The 16,344-nt window shown below is 61.0% G+C and carries 15 protein-coding genes and 1 pseudogene; 11 read left to right on the plus strand and 5 right to left on the minus strand.

Annotated features, from left to right (window positions below; genetic code table 11):
• The first annotated feature begins 238 nt into the window (after positions 1-238).
• Positions 239-475, plus strand: coding sequence for a hypothetical protein (locus JNB85_RS18710; protein WP_220335808.1), 237 nt, complete (start codon positions 239-241; stop codon positions 473-475).
• 12 nt (positions 476-487) lie between these two features.
• On the opposite strand, the gene JNB85_RS18715 is transcribed toward JNB85_RS18710, so the two are convergent.
• From JNB85_RS18715 to JNB85_RS18725, 3 genes are read right to left on the minus strand one after another with little or no spacing between them, the layout of a single operon-like run.
• Positions 488-1,636, minus strand: coding sequence for an AI-2E family transporter (locus tag JNB85_RS18715; RefSeq protein WP_220335809.1), 1,149 nt, complete (start codon positions 1,634-1,636; stop codon positions 488-490).
• A gap of 38 nt (positions 1,637-1,674) precedes the next feature.
• Positions 1,675-2,517 (minus strand): polyphosphate kinase 2, encoded by an 843-nt coding sequence (gene ppk2, locus JNB85_RS18720; RefSeq protein WP_220335810.1) that lies wholly within the window; start codon positions 2,515-2,517, stop codon positions 1,675-1,677.
• Between the two features lie 21 nt (positions 2,518-2,538).
• A complete protein-coding gene (locus JNB85_RS18725) occupies positions 2,539-4,239 on the minus strand; it encodes a SulP family inorganic anion transporter (RefSeq protein ID WP_222858718.1) in 1,701 nt (566 codons plus the stop codon).
• 29 nt (positions 4,240-4,268) lie between these two features.
• Between JNB85_RS18725 and JNB85_RS18730 the strand changes: the two genes are divergently transcribed.
• From JNB85_RS18730 to JNB85_RS18745, 4 genes are all read left to right on the plus strand, one after another.
• Positions 4,269-4,499 carry a hypothetical protein gene (locus JNB85_RS18730; protein ID WP_220335812.1) on the plus strand — a complete coding sequence of 77 codons (231 nt, stop codon included), beginning with the start codon at positions 4,269-4,271 and terminating at the stop codon, positions 4,497-4,499.
• 280 nt (positions 4,500-4,779) lie between these two features.
• A complete protein-coding gene (locus JNB85_RS18735) occupies positions 4,780-5,094 on the plus strand; it encodes a hypothetical protein (protein ID WP_220335813.1) in 315 nt (104 codons plus the stop codon).
• Between the two features lie 39 nt (positions 5,095-5,133).
• On the plus strand, positions 5,134-6,549 hold the full coding sequence (locus JNB85_RS18740) for a DUF3300 domain-containing protein (RefSeq protein ID WP_220335814.1): 1,416 nt from the start codon (positions 5,134-5,136) through the stop codon (positions 6,547-6,549).
• 29 nt (positions 6,550-6,578) lie between these two features.
• Positions 6,579-7,517, plus strand: coding sequence for a DUF2950 family protein (locus JNB85_RS18745; protein WP_220335815.1), 939 nt, complete (start codon positions 6,579-6,581; stop codon positions 7,515-7,517).
• Here the strand turns inward: JNB85_RS18745 and JNB85_RS18750 are convergent.
• Positions 7,480-8,007 carry a CYTH domain-containing protein gene (locus tag JNB85_RS18750; protein ID WP_223216535.1) on the minus strand — a complete coding sequence of 176 codons (528 nt, stop codon included), beginning with the start codon at positions 8,005-8,007 and terminating at the stop codon, positions 7,480-7,482. The two genes, JNB85_RS18745 and JNB85_RS18750, sit on opposite strands and share 38 nt — an antisense overlap.
• Before the next feature lie 34 nt (positions 8,008-8,041).
• A complete protein-coding gene (locus JNB85_RS18755) occupies positions 8,042-8,506 on the minus strand; it encodes a hypothetical protein (protein WP_220335817.1) in 465 nt (154 codons plus the stop codon).
• A 244-nt stretch (positions 8,507-8,750) separates the two neighbouring features.
• On the opposite strand from JNB85_RS18755, the gene JNB85_RS18760 reads away from it, so the two are divergent.
• The 6 genes and pseudogenes from JNB85_RS18760 to JNB85_RS18785 all read left to right on the plus strand — a co-directional run.
• The gene (locus JNB85_RS18760) at positions 8,751-10,550 is read left to right on the plus strand and encodes a hypothetical protein (RefSeq protein ID WP_220335818.1); all 1,800 of its coding nucleotides are present in this window, start codon (positions 8,751-8,753) and stop codon (positions 10,548-10,550) included.
• A gap of 242 nt (positions 10,551-10,792) precedes the next feature.
• Positions 10,793-12,004 (plus strand): alpha/beta hydrolase, encoded by a 1,212-nt coding sequence (locus JNB85_RS18765; protein WP_220336032.1) that lies wholly within the window; start codon positions 10,793-10,795, stop codon positions 12,002-12,004.
• Between the two features lie 37 nt (positions 12,005-12,041).
• Positions 12,042-14,192: a mechanosensitive ion channel family protein gene (locus JNB85_RS18770; protein WP_220335819.1), complete on the plus strand. Its 2,151-nt coding sequence runs from the start codon at positions 12,042-12,044 to the stop codon at positions 14,190-14,192.
• 60 nt (positions 14,193-14,252) lie between these two features.
• On the plus strand, positions 14,253-14,729 hold the full coding sequence (locus tag JNB85_RS18775; RefSeq protein ID WP_220335820.1) for a hypothetical protein: 477 nt from the start codon (positions 14,253-14,255) through the stop codon (positions 14,727-14,729).
• 2 nt (positions 14,730-14,731) lie between these two features.
• On the plus strand, positions 14,732-15,958 hold the full coding sequence (locus tag JNB85_RS18780) for an HlyD family secretion protein (RefSeq protein WP_220335821.1): 1,227 nt from the start codon (positions 14,732-14,734) through the stop codon (positions 15,956-15,958).
• A gap of 215 nt (positions 15,959-16,173) precedes the next feature.
• Positions 16,174-16,285: pseudogene (locus JNB85_RS18785) on the plus strand (putative PEP-binding protein); the annotation flags it as partial.
• Positions 16,286-16,344 lie beyond the last annotated feature (59 nt).

The raw sequence follows: 16,344 nt of genomic DNA on the forward strand, positions 1-16,344 counted from the left end.
GACTGTGGTTGCAAGTTTTGCATTTGGACTCGCGCATAAGGCCACAATTTTGGGCGGGGGCTGTTCGTTTATGCAGCTTCTAAGGAGCGAATTTGGGCATCGCATTGAGCGTTCGATACCGAGCGGATTTGGCAATGAGAGCTTCCGGTCTGATACAGTTGATGTTACCTCGGGAACAATTCGGGGGCTTTCTGACTTCGTATCAATTGCAGACGCGGTACCAATGCGGAGCAAGTTCATGAGCCAAGAACGTGGCCGCAGAAAACTGATGTTGCGGCTTCCTGATATCCGCCATCTGCTAGCGGACATTACCAACGAGACCCTCAGCGAACTGTTCGAGTCCTACGATCTTGCGGTCGATGCACTGGATCGGTTCCGGACTCAGAACCCGAGGGAAGACAAGCTCGTTGTGGAATATGAGGAGCTCTGTCGCGACATAGAGCAGGAGGTCGTCGTCTACTGTACCAGCAGGTAGACCGGCAAAGACCTATCCGGCGCGCTTAGTTTCGGAGCTGAAAGCCGGCGGGCGATCATGTTCTGATCCTTCTACGATTGCCGGAGGCCAGGCCCAGGCTCTCAGCAGCTCAAAAAAAACACTGAGAACGACCGGTCCGAGAAAAAGCCCGAGCAGCCCGTGGGACAAAGTGCCGCCGATCACGCCGATCAGGATGACCGGCATTGGAGTCGAGAGGCCTCTCGCCATCATGATGGGCTTCAGGATGTTGTCGACGATCGAGATCGGCACCGCAAGGCAGGTAAAGGCAAAGGCACTGGCGAACGGCCAGGAGAACCAGGCCCACACGACAAGGGGCAGCAGCACCAGCGCTGGCCCAAGTTGCATGACGCACAGTAGGAAGACCACGAAGGTGAGCGCTCCACGCGCTGGAACGTCGAAGACGGCAAAACACAGTCCGCAGAGCAGGGCCTGCAGGAAAGCCACGCCGATGACCCCGCGCGAGACATTCCGCACCGTGGTTCCCGCCAGCCGGGCGAAACCGACGCCTTTGTCTCCCGCTACCCGGCTTGCCAAAACCTGTATCGCCGCGGCCAAACGCGTTGACTGGGTGAGAAACAGGCCGGAGAGCATGATGGAGACTACAAAACGCAACACGTCGCCGCCGATCGAGGCAAGCTTTGTGACGACCGCACCCATGACCTCAAGGATCGGCGCCTGAAACTTGATGATCGTGGAAGCTAGGTCGCCGGCGAGCCGGTTCCAGATGTCATGGAGCCGCTCGCCGATGACCGGCCAATCCCTGATGGCGTCAGGCGCTGCGGGCAGGGTGAATTCTCCCGTTCGTAACCTGCCGATCAGCGGCTCTACGGTGTCGGCGAAATTAACGGCGACGAGGGCGAGCGGCGCGATGATCAGGACGAGGCAACCGGCGACGATGACGATAGCGGCGATCACGGGCCTGTTTCCGATCAGCCGCGAGAATGTCGCAAACATCGGAAAGAGAGCCACCGCGAGGATGGCGGCCCAGCTGATGATGAGCGCGAAGGGAGCAATCAGCGTCATCGTCCAGTAAGCGAAAAGTCCAATAATGCCCAAACGGACCAGATCGCTTACTCTCGCCTCTATCGAAATCTGACCCGCGCCGGTGCTTTGCGTTGTCGTATCGACTGTCTGCTCCATCGTCCCATCCGTGAGGTTACAGGCCGGACTGTCATCCCCTATGACGTCGTGTCGGGCACGACATGGCGGACGCTGCGATCCTCGGTGAAGTCGGCCGGTCGTTTCTGCCGTTTCCCCAGATCGGGTTCGTCAAATTTCACTCGTTCATAGGGAATGGACTGCAGGATGTGCGAGATGCAGTTGATCCGCGCCCGTTTCTTGTCGTCGGAAGGCACGATCCACCACGGTGCATGGTTGGAGTCGGTCATCCGCAGCATCTCGTCATAGGCGCGCGTATAATCCCACCAGCGCTGGTAGGATTCGACATCCATGGAACTGAGCTTCCATTGCCGCACCGGATCATGAATCCGGCGCCTGAAGCGACGCTCCTGTTCCTCCTCGGTGACCGTCAGGAAATATTTGAGGAGGATGACGCCGCTTTCGACGATGGCGGCTTCGAAGCGGGGCGCGAGTTCGAGAAAGCGCTGGGCCTTCTTGTCACTGCAGAAGCCCATGACACGATCGACGCCGGCACGGTTATACCAGCTGCGGTCGAATATCACGACTTCGCCGGCTGCCGGCAGGTGGGCGATGTAACGCTGCATGTAGATCTGCGACTTTTCCCGGTCGGTGGGAGCCGGCAGGGCCACAACGCGGAAAACACGCGGGCTGAGCCGTTCCATGATACGCTTGATCATGCCGCCCTTGCCGGCGGCGTCGCGCCCTTCGAAGATGATGACGATCCTTGCGCCTGACTTCTTCACCCAGGCCTGAAGATACGCCAACTCCACATGCAGCCGGCTGATTTCCTTGTTGTAATCCCAGGATTTCTTCTTCTTTTTATCTTTGCCGTTGCGGGTTGCCTCTGCTTCTGCCTGTCTCGGCTCGTAGTTTTCGTCCATGGCTCTCCCTCCTTCTCTCAACTAGGGTACATTAGCGGCCGGGACTGTGCGGTCGGTCTGGTCGATATCGCCAATCAGCGCCCGCAAGGCTTCTTCCCTGCCGTTGAAAAGATTGTCGGCGCCGATCGCGTTGATCACGCCGGCACGATCAAGAATCGCGCGGCTTTCCTCGCTGAGATCGGCGATCGCGAAGGTTATGTTGCGTTTCGCAAGCATGTCAGCGATGGCCTCCAGAGCGGTTGCTCCGGTGCTGTCGATGTGCGTAATGGCGCTTGCATCGAGCACCAGGCATTTGGTTTCGGCGGAAAGCGCCTTTATCACCGACGTCAGCCGCAAGCGCACGTAATCGGCGTTGTAAAACAGGATGCTGCCCTGGACCGCAAAGACTGCCGCCCCCTCGATGGGACGGGCTTCAGGAAAGCGCTGTAGGTCAAAGAAGCCGTGCCGCCCCTTGATGCGGCCGAGAAGGCCGTCGCGCGGAAACATCGTTTGACGCAGCAGATAGGCGAAGGTTGCCGCGATGGCGACGATGACGCCGTTGAGGACCCCGAAGCTGATCGCACCCCACATGGCGATCAGCGCAAAGATGAACTCGATACGGCTGATGCGCCAGATCTTCCTGAGTTCATCGACATCGATGAGGCTGATGGCTGCCGTTGCTAGGATGGCCGCCAGCGCCGGGATCGGGAGGACACGAAGCGCGTCGTGGAGGAACACCAGAGCCGCGACCAGGGTGGCGGCCGAAACCAGCCCTGCAAGCTGGGAGACACCGCCGGTCGAGAGGTTTATGGCGGTTCTGGAATCCGATACGCTGATTGGAAACGAACCGAAAAGGCCAGGTGCGATATTGGCGGCGCCAAGTCCGATCAGTTCCTGGTTTGCATCGACTTCCTCGCCGGTGCGCGACGCGAAGCTGCGCGCCGCCACTATGCCGGCGCCGAAGCTGACGAGAAAAATCGCGGCTGAACCGAGCACAATCTTGTCGAGAGGCATCTGATGAAATGCGGGCAGGGAGACGGCCGGCAGGCCACTCGGCAGATCGCCGACCACGGCGATGCCGTAGTAGCGGAAATTGAAAACGGCCGACAGGACGACCGAGACGACCACCACCAGAACAGGGCCAGGGACCTTCAAGCGCAGAGCCCGGACGATCCATAGCAGCGCAAACATGGCAAGGCCAAGGATCAGCGAAGGCCAATGGATCAGCCCGCTCTTGGCGAACATTTCGACGAGCGGAGCGACCAGGCCGTCGGACTCGATCTTCACGCCCGTAAAGCGGCCAATCTGTCCGACGAGGATTGAAAGCGACACTCCAGCGAAAAACCCGACCAGAATCGGCCGGGAGAGGAAGCTCGCGAGAACGCCGAACCTCAACAGCTTCGCGGCGATATAGAAGACGCCGACGCCGATAGCGAGCGTCGAAGCGATCGCGACCCGGTCGCCAGCGGTTCCGGCCGGCGCCGCCGCGATGATGGCGCCCATGGCAGCTGCAAGCACTGTCATCGTCGCCGCGTCGGGCCCGACGATCAGCAGCCGCGATGGCCCGAAAATCGCGTAGGCGATCGGTGCAAGAATGCTGGCATAGATGCCAGTCTCCGGCGGCAGGCCGGCGATCGCCGGATAGGCGATGGCGCTTGGCAGGCCAACGGCAGCGACCGACAGCCCAGCCGGGATATCGCTGCGAAGCCAAACCCGGCTGAAACCGCTCAGGCCCCGCAACATCGGAATGCTACCTATCACCGCTGGCTCCTATGCTTTCACCGTTTGGTTCTTCCCAGGTCATCACGCAGCTTGTCCGCACGGTCGGGATTGGCGTCAACTGGCACCAGCAGATCGCAACGACCACCCGTTCGGCAGTGTTCAGCGGCGTGCTGCTGGGGTGGTTTCGTGCGTTGGCGATCACATGTGGAACGTCGATCGCGATCATGATGCTAATCGAAACACGGCCGCTCCCTTCCGGCCGGCCTGGCACTGCCGCTTGATCGCTATCAACCGCCGATATTAGGCTCGTTTCGGAGTCGAGGCTCGTAGCATCGTGTAATCTCTATCGGGTCGCGGCCATCCAAGTACTCCAGGAGCTCGTCTGCGCTCCGGAGCCGAGGGACGCGAGCGGCTTGATTCGTGCCATTGCGGCCAACGCTTCGAATTCGCCCGGCGCTTGGAAGGCCGGCTACCGTAGGTTCGCGTATTTTACGTCAGCCGCCGCTGCGCCTGTTGTACAATTTTGACATCTGCTGAGCGCAGTCGGCGGCGGGGGCGGAGATGGCGTCGGGAGATAAAGGTTCGACATATCTATCCGCCCTTGAGACGGCCGAGACTTATTTTCCCAACCAGACGCGGCTGGTACAGCGGCTTTATTACGTCAACGAGCCCTTTCACAGCATGTGCGAGGATCTCGCGGCCGCCGCCCAGGCTCTGGCGCATGTCGAAGGCCTGCCGGAGGCGGTTCGAGAGGCGCGGCGGCAGGAATATGCGGGCCTGGTAGAGGCTCTGCTTAAAGAGATGGGGGAGGCAATCGCCCAATCGAAAGTAGTCCTGCTGGGGCGGCCGCCCCTCATCGGGCCGAAGTCTTCATAAAGGCATCCGTCATTGTTTGATCCAAGGGAGGTCGATGCGATGAAAGCAATTTCCCGCAAAGTATTTGGGGGCCGATTCCTCCTTGGCCAACTCATCGCTGGCCAAGTCATTGCTGGATTGTCGGCTGTCGCGATCATCGCGTTGCAGCCGGCCTTGCCCGCGCGCGCCCAGGCGCCTACACCAGCGGCCGGCCCGGCCCAGCCGGCTGCCGAACAGCCTGCGGCGGCACTTCTGTCAGACGATGAGCTGGAAGTGCTCGTGGCGCGCATTGCCCTTTATCCGGACGAGTTGGTCGCAGCAATTTCGGCTGCCTCGCTCTTTCCCCTGCAGATCATCGAGGCGCAGCGTTTCCTTGAGGCAAAAAAGAAGAATTCCGACCTCAAGCCGAAGAGCGATTGGGACGGCAGCGTCATTTCCCTGCTCAACTATCCCGACGTCGTCAAGATGATGAGCGAGGACCTCGACTGGACGCAATCGCTGGCGGATGCGCTCACCAATCAGCAAAAGGATGTTCTGATTGCCATACAGCAGCTTCGCGACGAAGCGGTGGAAAAGAATATCATCAAGACGGATGACAAGGTGACTGTCGTTACCGAAAACGAAAATATCATCATCCGGCCGACCGATCCCGAGAAGATCTATATCCCGCAATATCCACCGGAAATGCTCTATGAACCGGGTTATGCGTCGGAGCCGATCTCCTACTATCCGGATTATTACGACAGCTATTATTACCCCGGTGCGGGGTTCTTTGCCGCTGCGGTCACGGGCTTGACCTGGGCGGCCATCGTCAACTGGGACGACTGGGGCGTCTGGGGCGGCCGCTGGGACGGCGATATCGACATCGACTGCAACAATTGCCTGAACAACGGCAACTTCAATGGGAAGCTCAAGTTTAACGACGTCGACTGGAGCAATGTCGACCGCAGCAAATTGAGCATAGGCAAGGACCAGCTCTCGAAGCTGGACCGGTCGTCGATCAAATCCAGTCTCCAGGGCGATAATCGCAACCAACTGCGCAACAGAGCCAACGATGTCCAGGCAAGCCAGCGGCCCGCTAATCGCGGTAATGCCGCGCGCGCCGAGGATATCCGCAAAAACACGGCGCAGGGCCTGAAGGCCAAGCCCGCCGCCAATAGGCCGACGGCAAGCAATCGCCAGGCCGCCTCCCGCCCGGAAGCCCGTCCTCAGAAGGCCGCCAATCGCCCCGCCAAGCCCGCCCAGAAATCCGTCAAGAAGGCCAACAAGCCGCAAATGGCCGCGAGACCTGACAATCGCGGACGCCAGCCGAGCGCTCTCGGCAACCCGCAGTCCGGTCGCCGTGAGGCCATCTCCTCGCACCGGGGCGCGCAGAGCATGGGCCCCCAGCGTTCAGCCCGTCCACCTCAGTATCGGTCGCGCCCGTCAGGCGGCGGCGGCCGCGGCGGTGGTGGTCGAGGCGGTGGACGGCGGTAGGACCTGTTTCCAGCTCAGGGAGTGACATCATGCGACGCCAATCGACAGTAATTTCGCTCATGATCGCTGCAGCGCTTTGCACGTTTTCGGCAACGCCAACGATCTCGCAGGTGCAGGCGGATCTCGCCGCCTTCAAGGCGACCGAGCCCTCGCCGAAGTTCGACACTCCGCAGCTTGCCATCGATAAACTGAAGTCGGTGCTGGCTTCCAACAATGTCGGCGAGCTTGCCGCGCTGCTTGGTCTCAATGCCGACAAGCTTCGTTCCAGCAACGAGGCGATGATCGCGTACGGATTGATCCGGGAGGGCGCAGAGCGCCAGGTGGTTCTAAGGGATCTCGCCGATAGGAAAGTGGCTGCGATCGGCGATCGGCTTTGGCCGCTGCCGTTTCCGTTGGCCGAAGACAAGGATGGCAAATGGTCCTTCGACACTCAGCGTGGCCTTGAAGAAATCATCAATCGCCGTATCGGCGAGAACGAGCTCGCCACCATCGACACCATGCGTGAATATGTGGCGGCCCAATACCGGTTCGCATCCGAAGATCGCGACGGCGACGGCATCTACGAGTTCGCAAAGAAATTGATCAGCAGCCCCGGCAAGCTTGATGGCCTTTACTGGGATCCCAGCGTCTACCCAGAGGAAAGCCCGGCAAGCGGGCTGGTCGAAACGGCCGCTTTCGGAGCCGCCAAACGCGGCGAGGGTTATTTCGGATATCGCTACCGTATCCTGACATCCCAGGGAGACAACGTGCTTGGCGGCAAGCAAAGTTATCTCGTCAACGGCTATATGACAGGCGGCTTTGCGCTGATTGCCTGGCCGGTCAAATATAGGGTCACCGGCGTGCAGACGTTCATGGTCAACGGGATGAGCGTCATCTACCAGCGCGATCTGGGCCCGACAACCGAAGAGCGCGCCGCGGCGATCAAGGATTTCAATCCGGACGCAAGCTGGACTGTGGTAAAGGATTGAGGTTCCAGCCGACGGTGCCCTGCGCCGCCGGCTGCTTGCGCGGACCAGCTGCCATGGCGCGGTTGGAATATCGCCTCTCGCCCGTGACCTCGCGCCCCAGCCATTGCGGCAGGTTGAACCGGTCATCCTCGCTCGCCATTTCGATTTCGGCGAGCGTTAGTCCCCGGTAAGCGCCGGCGAATACGTCAACGTCCCAGGTTCTGCCGTCATGCGGGACGCGGTAGCGCGTCTTTTCAAGGACATGCCCTGCATGGAGCAGGAGGTCGCGTGCCTCCTCGACGGGAATATCGTACTCAAATTCCTCGCGCGCCAGGCCTGGCGAGCGGAATTTGAGAGTCAGGAGGGCGGAACGCCCGTCGATCAGGCGGACGCGGATGCAGTTCTGATCGAGGCAGAGATAGGCTTGCTGCAGGACGTGCGGCTCGTCGGCGCAAGCGCGCCAACTGTCGTCCCGGACCAGGAACTTTCGCTCAATCTCTATCGCTTTCAATGGGATATTCCCTTGCTCACGCCTGCTCTTGCCGTCAATCGACGGGGGGTTCCCAGGTAAGGAAGAAGCCGACATCTCCCGGCATGCCGTCGGGGAAATTGATGATCATCGCCTTGAGCCCGTAGCCTTGCGGCTTGGCGACCTCCTCGAACAGTCCATACAGTTCCTTCGCCTTTCCCTGCAGCGTTTTCTGCCACCCGGCCAGATTGTTGTTGATGGCCCTGCCGCTATCCGTGCAGAAGGTCGATGGAAAGCTGTAAATCAGCGCCTCGTATTTGCCGTCGGCGGCGGCTTTCATCACCAGCCGTTTGATAACGGCGCGTTCCGCTTCTCCGATCTGCTTGCGGAAGAAATCCTCCACGAACTCAGCATGTTTCTTCGCTTCACGCGCCTTGATCTTTTCGCTGCGCTCCATTTCCAGGAGCTGGAGTTCCAAAGCGCGTTTGCGCAAGTCCTCGGCGCTCGTCATGGATGATGTGGACGTTTCAGGTGATGTCATCGCCGCCTCCTCCAGGATGTTTAGGCGATGATAGAGCGCAGGGAATGACGAAGGCAGTAAAATACATGTCCGCCCCGGTAGGATACGGTATCCTACGCTGATCCGGGTTATGCCGGGCGACCATCGACTAAGGTGATCCTTAATTAGCTCATTTCTTCAAATCGCATTGCCGTTATGCCGACTCAGGTCTATCGTCGATGGCTAATACTGCAGGTTGTTCGCAATCGGAGTCTTGGGGGAGCCGATGCAAAATGCAGGAGCTGACAGGGCAGGCAGCGATATTTCTTCACCCGAAGAGGTGCAGCAGCAACTTGAGCATATTCTGTCCAGTCCGGAGTTTCGTCTTCCGGAGCGGGCGAGAAGATTCCTCGAATTCGTGGTGACGGAGACGCTTGCCGGCCATCGCGACTACCTGAAGGCATTTACCATCGCACAGGCTGTGTTCGGCCGAGATGCGAGTTTCGATGCTCAGCAGGATCCGTGTGTTCGTATCGAAGCAGGACGACTGCGCAGGGAACTGGAACATTATTACCTGACGGCCGGCGCCGCGGACCGGGTCATCATCACCATTCCCAGAGGCGGCTATGCGCCTGTCTTCGAGGTGAGGCAAGGAGCCGTGCCTGCAGATATGCCGCAAACCGGACAGTCCGCTGCGCTGCTGCCCTCCGGAGACGATGCGCAGCAAATCCCTCCGACAGCGGGCAGGCGCAGCCGAGACAAGACAGACAGGCGCGTGTCGCGGCCCCGACATTGGCTCGCTGCGGGAGGCGCGATGGTCATGATTACCGCCGCTGCCGCTGCCCTTCAGTATGCGAGGCCGTTCGATACCGGCAACGAGATTTCGTCTGGAGCTGTCGGCCGCCCTATCATCGTCGTCGAACGCTTCGAAAGCGCCTCGGGCAGCGGGGTAGCATCCGATATCTCCCAAGGTATCACCGACGACATCATCGAAAAGCTCGTTCCTTTCAACGATATCGTCGTCGCCGCCGTTCTGCCGCGCAATCGCGATGGTCAGTTGTCCTCGCAACCGATCTATGCCTTGCAGGGCAGTATCAGGATGGAAGGCGAGACGCTGCGCTCGACGGCCAGACTTGTGCGGCGAGCCGATGGGACCGTCATCTGGGCCAACAATTACGATGCGGACATGAAAGTCCAGGGCCTCCTGCAAACGCAGGCAAGTCTTGCCGAGGATATTGCGACGGCGGTGGCCCGCCCGTTCGGTGTGATATTCCAGGCGGACACCGCCAACATCGCCGGAAATGCGGACGCGTTTTCCTGCATTCTGTCCTACTACAGCTATCGGAGCGAAATGACACCGCAGGCGCAGGAAGCGGCAAAATCCTGCCTGCGGCATGCCGCCGAAAAGATGCCCGATGATTCCAATATCGCGGCCTTTCTTTCGCTCACGTATCTCGACGAATTCCGCTTTCCATATCAGCTGAACACGAAGCCGACCGCTGCCACGCTGGCGATTGCCAAAGAGCTTGCCGAACGAGCGGTGCGGCTCGATCCAAAGAATGCCCGGGCTCTGCAGGCGTTGATGCTTGCCAATTTCTTCGGCAATGACCCGACAGAGGCCATGCGCGCCGGCGAAGCGGCCTATGCCAGCAATTCGAACGACACGGAAGTTGCCGGCGAATACGGCCTGCGCCTGGCAATGTCGGGGAAATGGGACAGGGGTTGCGAGCTGATTTCGGACGCGGTCGGCAAGAATGCGGGACCGCAGGGATATTATGAGGTTGGGATGGCGCTTTGTGCCTTCATGCGGGGCGATACCCAGGCTGCCGAATTATGGTCCCGCATGTCGGACCTCAACTACAATCCGATGCATCGCCTCGTCCTGCTTTCGATCCTCGGCACCCTCGGAAAATCGGCGGAGGCAAAAGAGCAAATCGACTGGATCGAGGCCCGGTCGCCCGCCTTGATCCTGAATGTCCGGCGGGAGGTCGTCCGGCGGCTGGCAAGAATCGAGGACCAGGAACGTTTCTTTGCCGGATTGAAGGCTGCGGGCCTGCCCGTTCAAAACGACCCGCCGGCGAATTGACGGCGGTGTCCGACCGGCTGTCCTCGCCGTCGGCCGAACTAAGCGACAGGCGCTGTTACCTGTAACATACAGGATCATACATGCCTGCGGATGCGTCTTTGGCCCAATCTCTTCCATGCTGGACCGGGTCGGCCCCGGCAGCATGCGTCAGGGTGGGGAGCAGTGTGAACATCAGCAACATGCGCGGCAGGCAGGCCGCTTTTCGGCGGACGCTTCGACGGCTTCTGGTCTGCGTTGCGATGATGTGCCTGTCGGGCTGCGGCGGGCATCCGAAAGGCGTGCTAACCCCGGTCGCCGAGACTGCTCCTCGCGCCGATCGCGTCGATATGCTGGTCGCCACGACGCGCAGCCGCTCCCCTGTTCCCGGAGAGATGTTCAGCGGCGAGCGCGCCCGTGAGCCCACCTTTGCCGATATCACCGTATCGATTCCACTTGGGCGAAAAGCCGGTGAAGTCGCCTGGCCGAAGAAGTTGCCGTCCAACCCCAAGACCGATTTTGCGACGCTCAAGGCAACCGAGTTGGATGTCGATGCGGCAAAGGCCTGGCTCAGCGCCAGCGTGCGCAAGAGCCCCGACAAGAGCGTTTTCGTCTTCATCCACGGCTACAACACCCGCTTCGAGGACTCCGTCTACCGCTTTGCCCAGATCGTTCATGATTCCGGCGTGCACAGCGCGCCGGTGCTGGTGACGTGGCCCTCGCGCGGCCGGCTGCTCGCCTACGGCTATGATCGGGAGAGTACCAATTACACCCGCAATGCGCTGGAGAAGCTGTTTCAGTACCTCTACCATGATCCGGAGATCAAGGAAGTCTCGATCCTCGCCCATTCGATGGGCAATTGGCTTGCCATGGAAGGCCTGCGGCAGATGGCGATCCGCAATGGCCGCCTGCCAGCAAAATTTAAGAACGTCATGCTCGCAGCTCCCGACGTCGATGTCGACGTGTTCCGCCAGCAGATCGCCGACATGGGAAAGCAGCACCCCCAATTCACCCTCTTCGTATCCCGCGACGATAAGGCGCTCGCCGTCTCCCGAAGAGTCTGGGGCGATGTCGCCCGCCTCGGCTCGATCGATCCGGAGCAGGCGCCTTACAAGCAGGAGCTCGAGGAATACGACATAAATGTCATCGACCTGACGAAGGTGAAGACCAGCGACCGGCTTAACCACGCCAAGTTCGCGGCATCGCCCGCGATCGTCCAGCTGATCGGCGCCCGTATCTCGGAAGGACAGACGCTGACCGATAGTCGAGTCGGTCTCGGAGAGAGAATTCTTGCGGCGACGACTGAAACGGCGGCCGCCGCGGGCAATGCTGCGGGTCTGGTGCTAGCGGCGCCTGCCGCCGTCGTCGATCAGGACACGCGCGACGCCTATGCCGCCGATCTCAGTGCGCATACCCGGCCTGGCGGCAGGTCGAAGCCCACGTGTGGCAATGCTTTCAGAACGGAATGTCGGCCATAGGGCGCGCAGTGTGCGATACGCGGGACTAAGAGGGATCATGGCGATAGTGTCATCAACGAACGTTCTTCGGACGCTGCTCCTGGCGGTGATGGCATCTCTCGTCGCCGCACTGACGGCCATGCCCGCGATGTCCGAGACGACGCCGGCCGGGCTGCCGGCCGAACGGATCGAGCAGTTCATAGCCTTGTCCACCGATCCGGCGGTGCAGGACTGGCTGAAGCAGCAGGCAGCGGCAAAAGCGGCTGCCGAACCAGGCGAGGCGAAGCCAACCGTTCCCTCTTTTTCCGAGTTCGCCACACGCTTCCGCCGGCATTCCTCCGATCTGATGAATGCTGCGACCTCGTTTCCATCGCAGATGATGGCGGCCGCGGCCGTGCTCGAGCGTGATATCCAGGCGAACGGCGGCACCCGGCCGGTGGTGCTCTTGATCGCCTTCATGGCGGCAGGTTTTGCCGCCCAGTGGTTTTTCCAGCGGATCAGCGGCGGCTGGCGCGCCTGGATGGAGCGGGCGCCCTTTTCGACGGTCCGGGAGCGGCTTGTCCTACTCGGCGCGAAGCTTCTCCGGGCCGTATGCCACGTGCTCGCCTTTGCGCTCGGCAGCATCGGCTTCTTCCTCGTCTTCGACTGGCCGCCGCTGGTGCGCGAAATCGTCGTCGGTTATCTCTTCGCTTTCGTCGCCTTCCGCCTTGCGGCCGCGCTGCTGCACGCTTTCCTCACTCCCCCCGCCGCCGCGCACCCAGGATTTCGCGTGGTGCCCGTCAGCGATCCGGCCGCGACGCATTGGGCACGCCGCCTCGCCTATCTCTTCGGATGGTTCGCCTTCGGCTGGGTGACGGTGCGGCTGCTTGCAACGCTCGGCCTTCCCCCCGCCTCGCGGCTATTGGCCGCTTATGCGCTGGGTGTCGTGCTTCTGACGATCACAATCGAAAGCCTGTGGCGCCGGCCGGTGGACGCGCCCGCCGAGGGGCAGGCGCCGCGCATCGGCCGGACGATCCGCAACTGGTTGTGGAGCGCCTATTTCATCGGTCTCTGGGCTCTCTGGGTCGTCGGGGCGATGAAGCTCTTCTGGATCGTTGCGGTGTGCGCCGCATTGCCGGCCATCCTTGCGCTCACCCGCGTCTCCATCGCCAATATCCTGTCCTCTCCCGCCGGCGAGGAAAAGGCCGAGCGGTCAAGCATAGCCTCCGTCCTAGTGGAGCGCGGCGTCCGGGCAGTTGTCATCGTCGGGGCCATCCTCCTGCTCGCCCGTGCCCTCGATGTCGAGTTGACCCGTATGACCACGCAGGATACCCCGATGCTGCGCATCGTCAGGGGCATGCTCAGCGCCGGCATCATCCTTCTCGTCATCGATCTCGCCTGGAGTCTTGTGCGTGTCGTCATTGACCGCAAGCTTGGCGAGACCGAAACACCGCACGAGGCCGGCAGCGAAACGGCCCGCCGCCGGGCGCGGATCCGCACGCTGCTGCCGATCCTGCGCAACGTGCTGATGATCCTGTTTGCCGCAATCGCGGTGATGATGGCGTTGTCATCGCTCGGCGTCGAGATCGGTCCGCTGATCGCCGGCGCCGGCGTCGTCGGCGTTGCGATCGGCTTCGGCGCCCAGACCGTCGTCAAGGATATCATTAGCGGCGTATTCTACCTGCTCGACGACGCCTTCCGCATCGGCGAATACATCCAGAGCGGCAACTACAAGGGAAGCGTAGAATCCTTCAGCCTTCGATCGGTGAAGCTCAGGCATCACCGCGGCGCCGTCTACATCGTGCCCTTCAGCGAACTTGGCGCGATCCAGAACATGAGCCGCGACTGGGTGATCGAGAAGATGACGGTCAGCGTGGCCTATGATGCCGATGTCGAGAAAGCCCGCAAGATCATCAAGAAGATCGGCCAGGAACTGTTGGCCGACCCCGAGTTCAAGCCCATCACGATCGAGCCGCTGAAAATGCAGGGCATCGACAGCCTGGGCGACTCCGGGTTGCTGCTACGCATGAAGTTTATGACGCTTCCCGGAGAGCAGTTCACGCTGAAGCGCCGGGCGCTGCGGATGATCTATGAGGCCTTCCATGAAAACGGCATCCGCCTTGCCGTGCCGACCGTCCAGGTTGCCGGCGACAAGGTTGCCGATACGGCCGCAGCTGCTCAACAGGCTCTGACGGCGCACAAACAGGCTCTAGCGGCAGGCGCCGGCTGACGTGATCCATGCAGCCTGCCGGCTTGCAGGCGACTATCGCAGTCACGAAAGGAGATTTCGATGGAAGACTATCACTCCGCTCTCACCGATCACGTGCCCGGCTTCATCACCGGACCGGGCCAGACGGACTATTTGTCTGTCGGCGTCATTATATTTCTGATCGTGATGATTCTCGTGGTCGGCAACCTCTACTTCCAGCTTCACGCTGTTCCCGAACGCATCGCCCACCACACGAATAAGGTGCAGATGGAGATCGTCGCGGTTCTGGCGCTGATTTCGCTCTTCACCCACAATCACCTGTACTGGATTCTCGGTCTGCTCCTGGCCCTCATTCGGTTTCCCGATTTCACGACCCCGCTTTATTCGATCGCCCGATCACTCGCCAGGCTGGCCCGACGCGACCCGGACGAGCTCGAGGACGAGGCGTCGGTCGCAGCCGATCATCCCGAACCGGTCCGCGCGCCGGCACCGGCACCAGTGGCAGAGGCACCGCCCGCCCGGGTGCCCGCCAAGACACTGCACGAAGAGGGGATCTGATCATGCTCGAATTGCTGCTCTGTTCAATGCTGACCATCTTCCCGGACTATCTCTATCGGCGATATGTCCAAGGCAAGCGCATCGGCCAGGAAATCACCCTTTACAGCATGTGGTACGAACTGCGCTGGGGCATCTCCGCCTGCCTGATCCTGACGGTCTCGCTGATCACCATGATCTTCTATTTCCATCCCGCGACAAAAACGGTCACGGCAGTGTTCCGCACCGTGACGATTCTGCCGGAAGCGTCCGGACGCGTTGACGAGGTCTATGTCGGCGTTAACGAAAAGGTCGCTGCCGGCGCGCCGCTTTTCCGCCTCGATGATTCGCAGCAGAAAGCGGCGCTTGAGACGGCCCGGCGGCAGATTGCCGAAGCCGATGCGGAAGCGAAGGTCGCGCAGACTGAGCTCGCAAGCATGGACGGCCAGATCCAGGAGGCTGAAGGCGCTCTGCGAGTGGCTGAGGACGAGCTGGAGATGAAGACCCAGCTCCTGAAAAACGACGCCGTCGCCCGCCGGGAGGTGGTCCGCCTCACCAATACGGTCGAAGGTCGCAAAGGCTCCCTCAGCGCTGCACTCGCCAAGAAGGAGACCCTGCAAACCAAGCTCAGCGTTCTCCTGCCGGCGCAGAAGGCAAGCGCGGAGGCCGCCCAGGCCGAAGCGCAGGTGGAACTCGACAAGACGATTGTCAAGGCGGGGGTATCGGGGACCGTCCAGCAGTTCACGTTGCGGCCCGGCGATGTGCTGAACACCATGCTGCGCCCTGCCGGAATCCTGGTGCCGAGCGAAGCGGGCCGCGGCACGCTGATCGCCGGTTTCGGGCAGATCGAGGCGCAGGTGATGAAACCCGGAATGGTCGCGGAGGCCGTCTGCGTCGGCAAGCCGTTCACCATCATCCCGCTCGTCGTGACCGAGGTGCAGGACGTGATCGCGGCCGGCCAGCTGCGCCCTACCGACCAGCTGATCGACGTTCAGCAGTTGGCAAAACCCGGAACGCTAACGGTGTTCCTGCAGCCGCTCTTCGACGGCGGCCTGGCCGACGTGCCGCCGGGAAGCAGCTGCATCGCCAATGCCTATACCAACAACCACGACGCGCTCGCTGATCCTAATATCAGCACGCTGCGCTGGGTGTTCCTGCATGTCGTAGACACGGTGGGTGTCGTGCATGCCATGATCTTGCGTATACAGGCGATGTTGCTGCCGGTTCAGACCCTGGTATTCGCCGGGCATTGAGCTCGAAGTCAGCTTCTCCAGCTTTTCGCCATAGCCGGGACTTTGAAACTTGACTTGGCGGATATCAGGCGGTTGAGTTTTGACGGGTGCGGCGTGGAGGGCGAACCCGCGCGAACTCCTTTCACAGGCTCGACCGTTTCATCGAGCGTCACGTTTTGCGATCTCTAATCAACGGGCACAACAAAGGCCTTGGGTGCAGGCACGGGGGCGCAGGTGCTAAGGATTTCGCCCGCTATTTCGATGGCTTTCTCCATCGGCTCGAACGATCTCACGCAACTGACGCTCGGCATCGACAGGGACGCGGGCGTTCTCGCCGATCTTTTGAACCCCTAGCGCAAGCCAGGACTTGCCAGCTCGGCCAGAGCACCGACGGCGCAGGGCAGAAA

Source organism: Rhizobium mesosinicum (assembly GCF_019511345.1).
Lineage (GTDB): Bacteria > Pseudomonadota > Alphaproteobacteria > Rhizobiales > Rhizobiaceae > Rhizobium > Rhizobium mesosinicum.

Bases quoted from the DNA above. Each gene is read 5' to 3' on its own strand.
- JNB85_RS18735 (WP_220335813.1), top strand. From the start codon at position 4,780: ATGGCGTCGGGAGATAAAGGTTCGACATATCTATCCGCCCTTGAGACG.
- JNB85_RS18765 (WP_220336032.1), top strand. From the start codon at position 10,793: ATGTGCCTGTCGGGCTGCGGCGGGCATCCGAAAGGCGTGCTAACCCCG.
- JNB85_RS18745 (WP_220335815.1), top strand. From the start codon at position 6,579: ATGCGACGCCAATCGACAGTAATTTCGCTCATGATCGCTGCAGCGCTT.
- JNB85_RS18710 (WP_220335808.1), top strand. From the start codon at position 239: ATGAGCCAAGAACGTGGCCGCAGAAAACTGATGTTGCGGCTTCCTGAT.
- JNB85_RS18725 (WP_222858718.1), bottom strand. From the start codon at position 4,239: ATGTTGCGGGGCCTGAGCGGTTTCAGCCGGGTTTGGCTTCGCAGCGAT.
- JNB85_RS18730 (WP_220335812.1), top strand. From the start codon at position 4,269: ATGCTTTCACCGTTTGGTTCTTCCCAGGTCATCACGCAGCTTGTCCGC.
- JNB85_RS18755 (WP_220335817.1), bottom strand. From the start codon at position 8,506: ATGACATCACCTGAAACGTCCACATCATCCATGACGAGCGCCGAGGAC.
- JNB85_RS18740 (WP_220335814.1), top strand. From the start codon at position 5,134: ATGAAAGCAATTTCCCGCAAAGTATTTGGGGGCCGATTCCTCCTTGGC.
- JNB85_RS18715 (WP_220335809.1), bottom strand. From the start codon at position 1,636: ATGGAGCAGACAGTCGATACGACAACGCAAAGCACCGGCGCGGGTCAG.
- JNB85_RS18770 (WP_220335819.1), top strand. From the start codon at position 12,042: ATGGCGATAGTGTCATCAACGAACGTTCTTCGGACGCTGCTCCTGGCG.
- ppk2 (WP_220335810.1), bottom strand. From the start codon at position 2,517: ATGGACGAAAACTACGAGCCGAGACAGGCAGAAGCAGAGGCAACCCGC.
- JNB85_RS18760 (WP_220335818.1), top strand. From the start codon at position 8,751: ATGCAAAATGCAGGAGCTGACAGGGCAGGCAGCGATATTTCTTCACCC.
- JNB85_RS18780 (WP_220335821.1), top strand. From the start codon at position 14,732: ATGCTCGAATTGCTGCTCTGTTCAATGCTGACCATCTTCCCGGACTAT.
- JNB85_RS18775 (WP_220335820.1), top strand. From the start codon at position 14,253: ATGGAAGACTATCACTCCGCTCTCACCGATCACGTGCCCGGCTTCATC.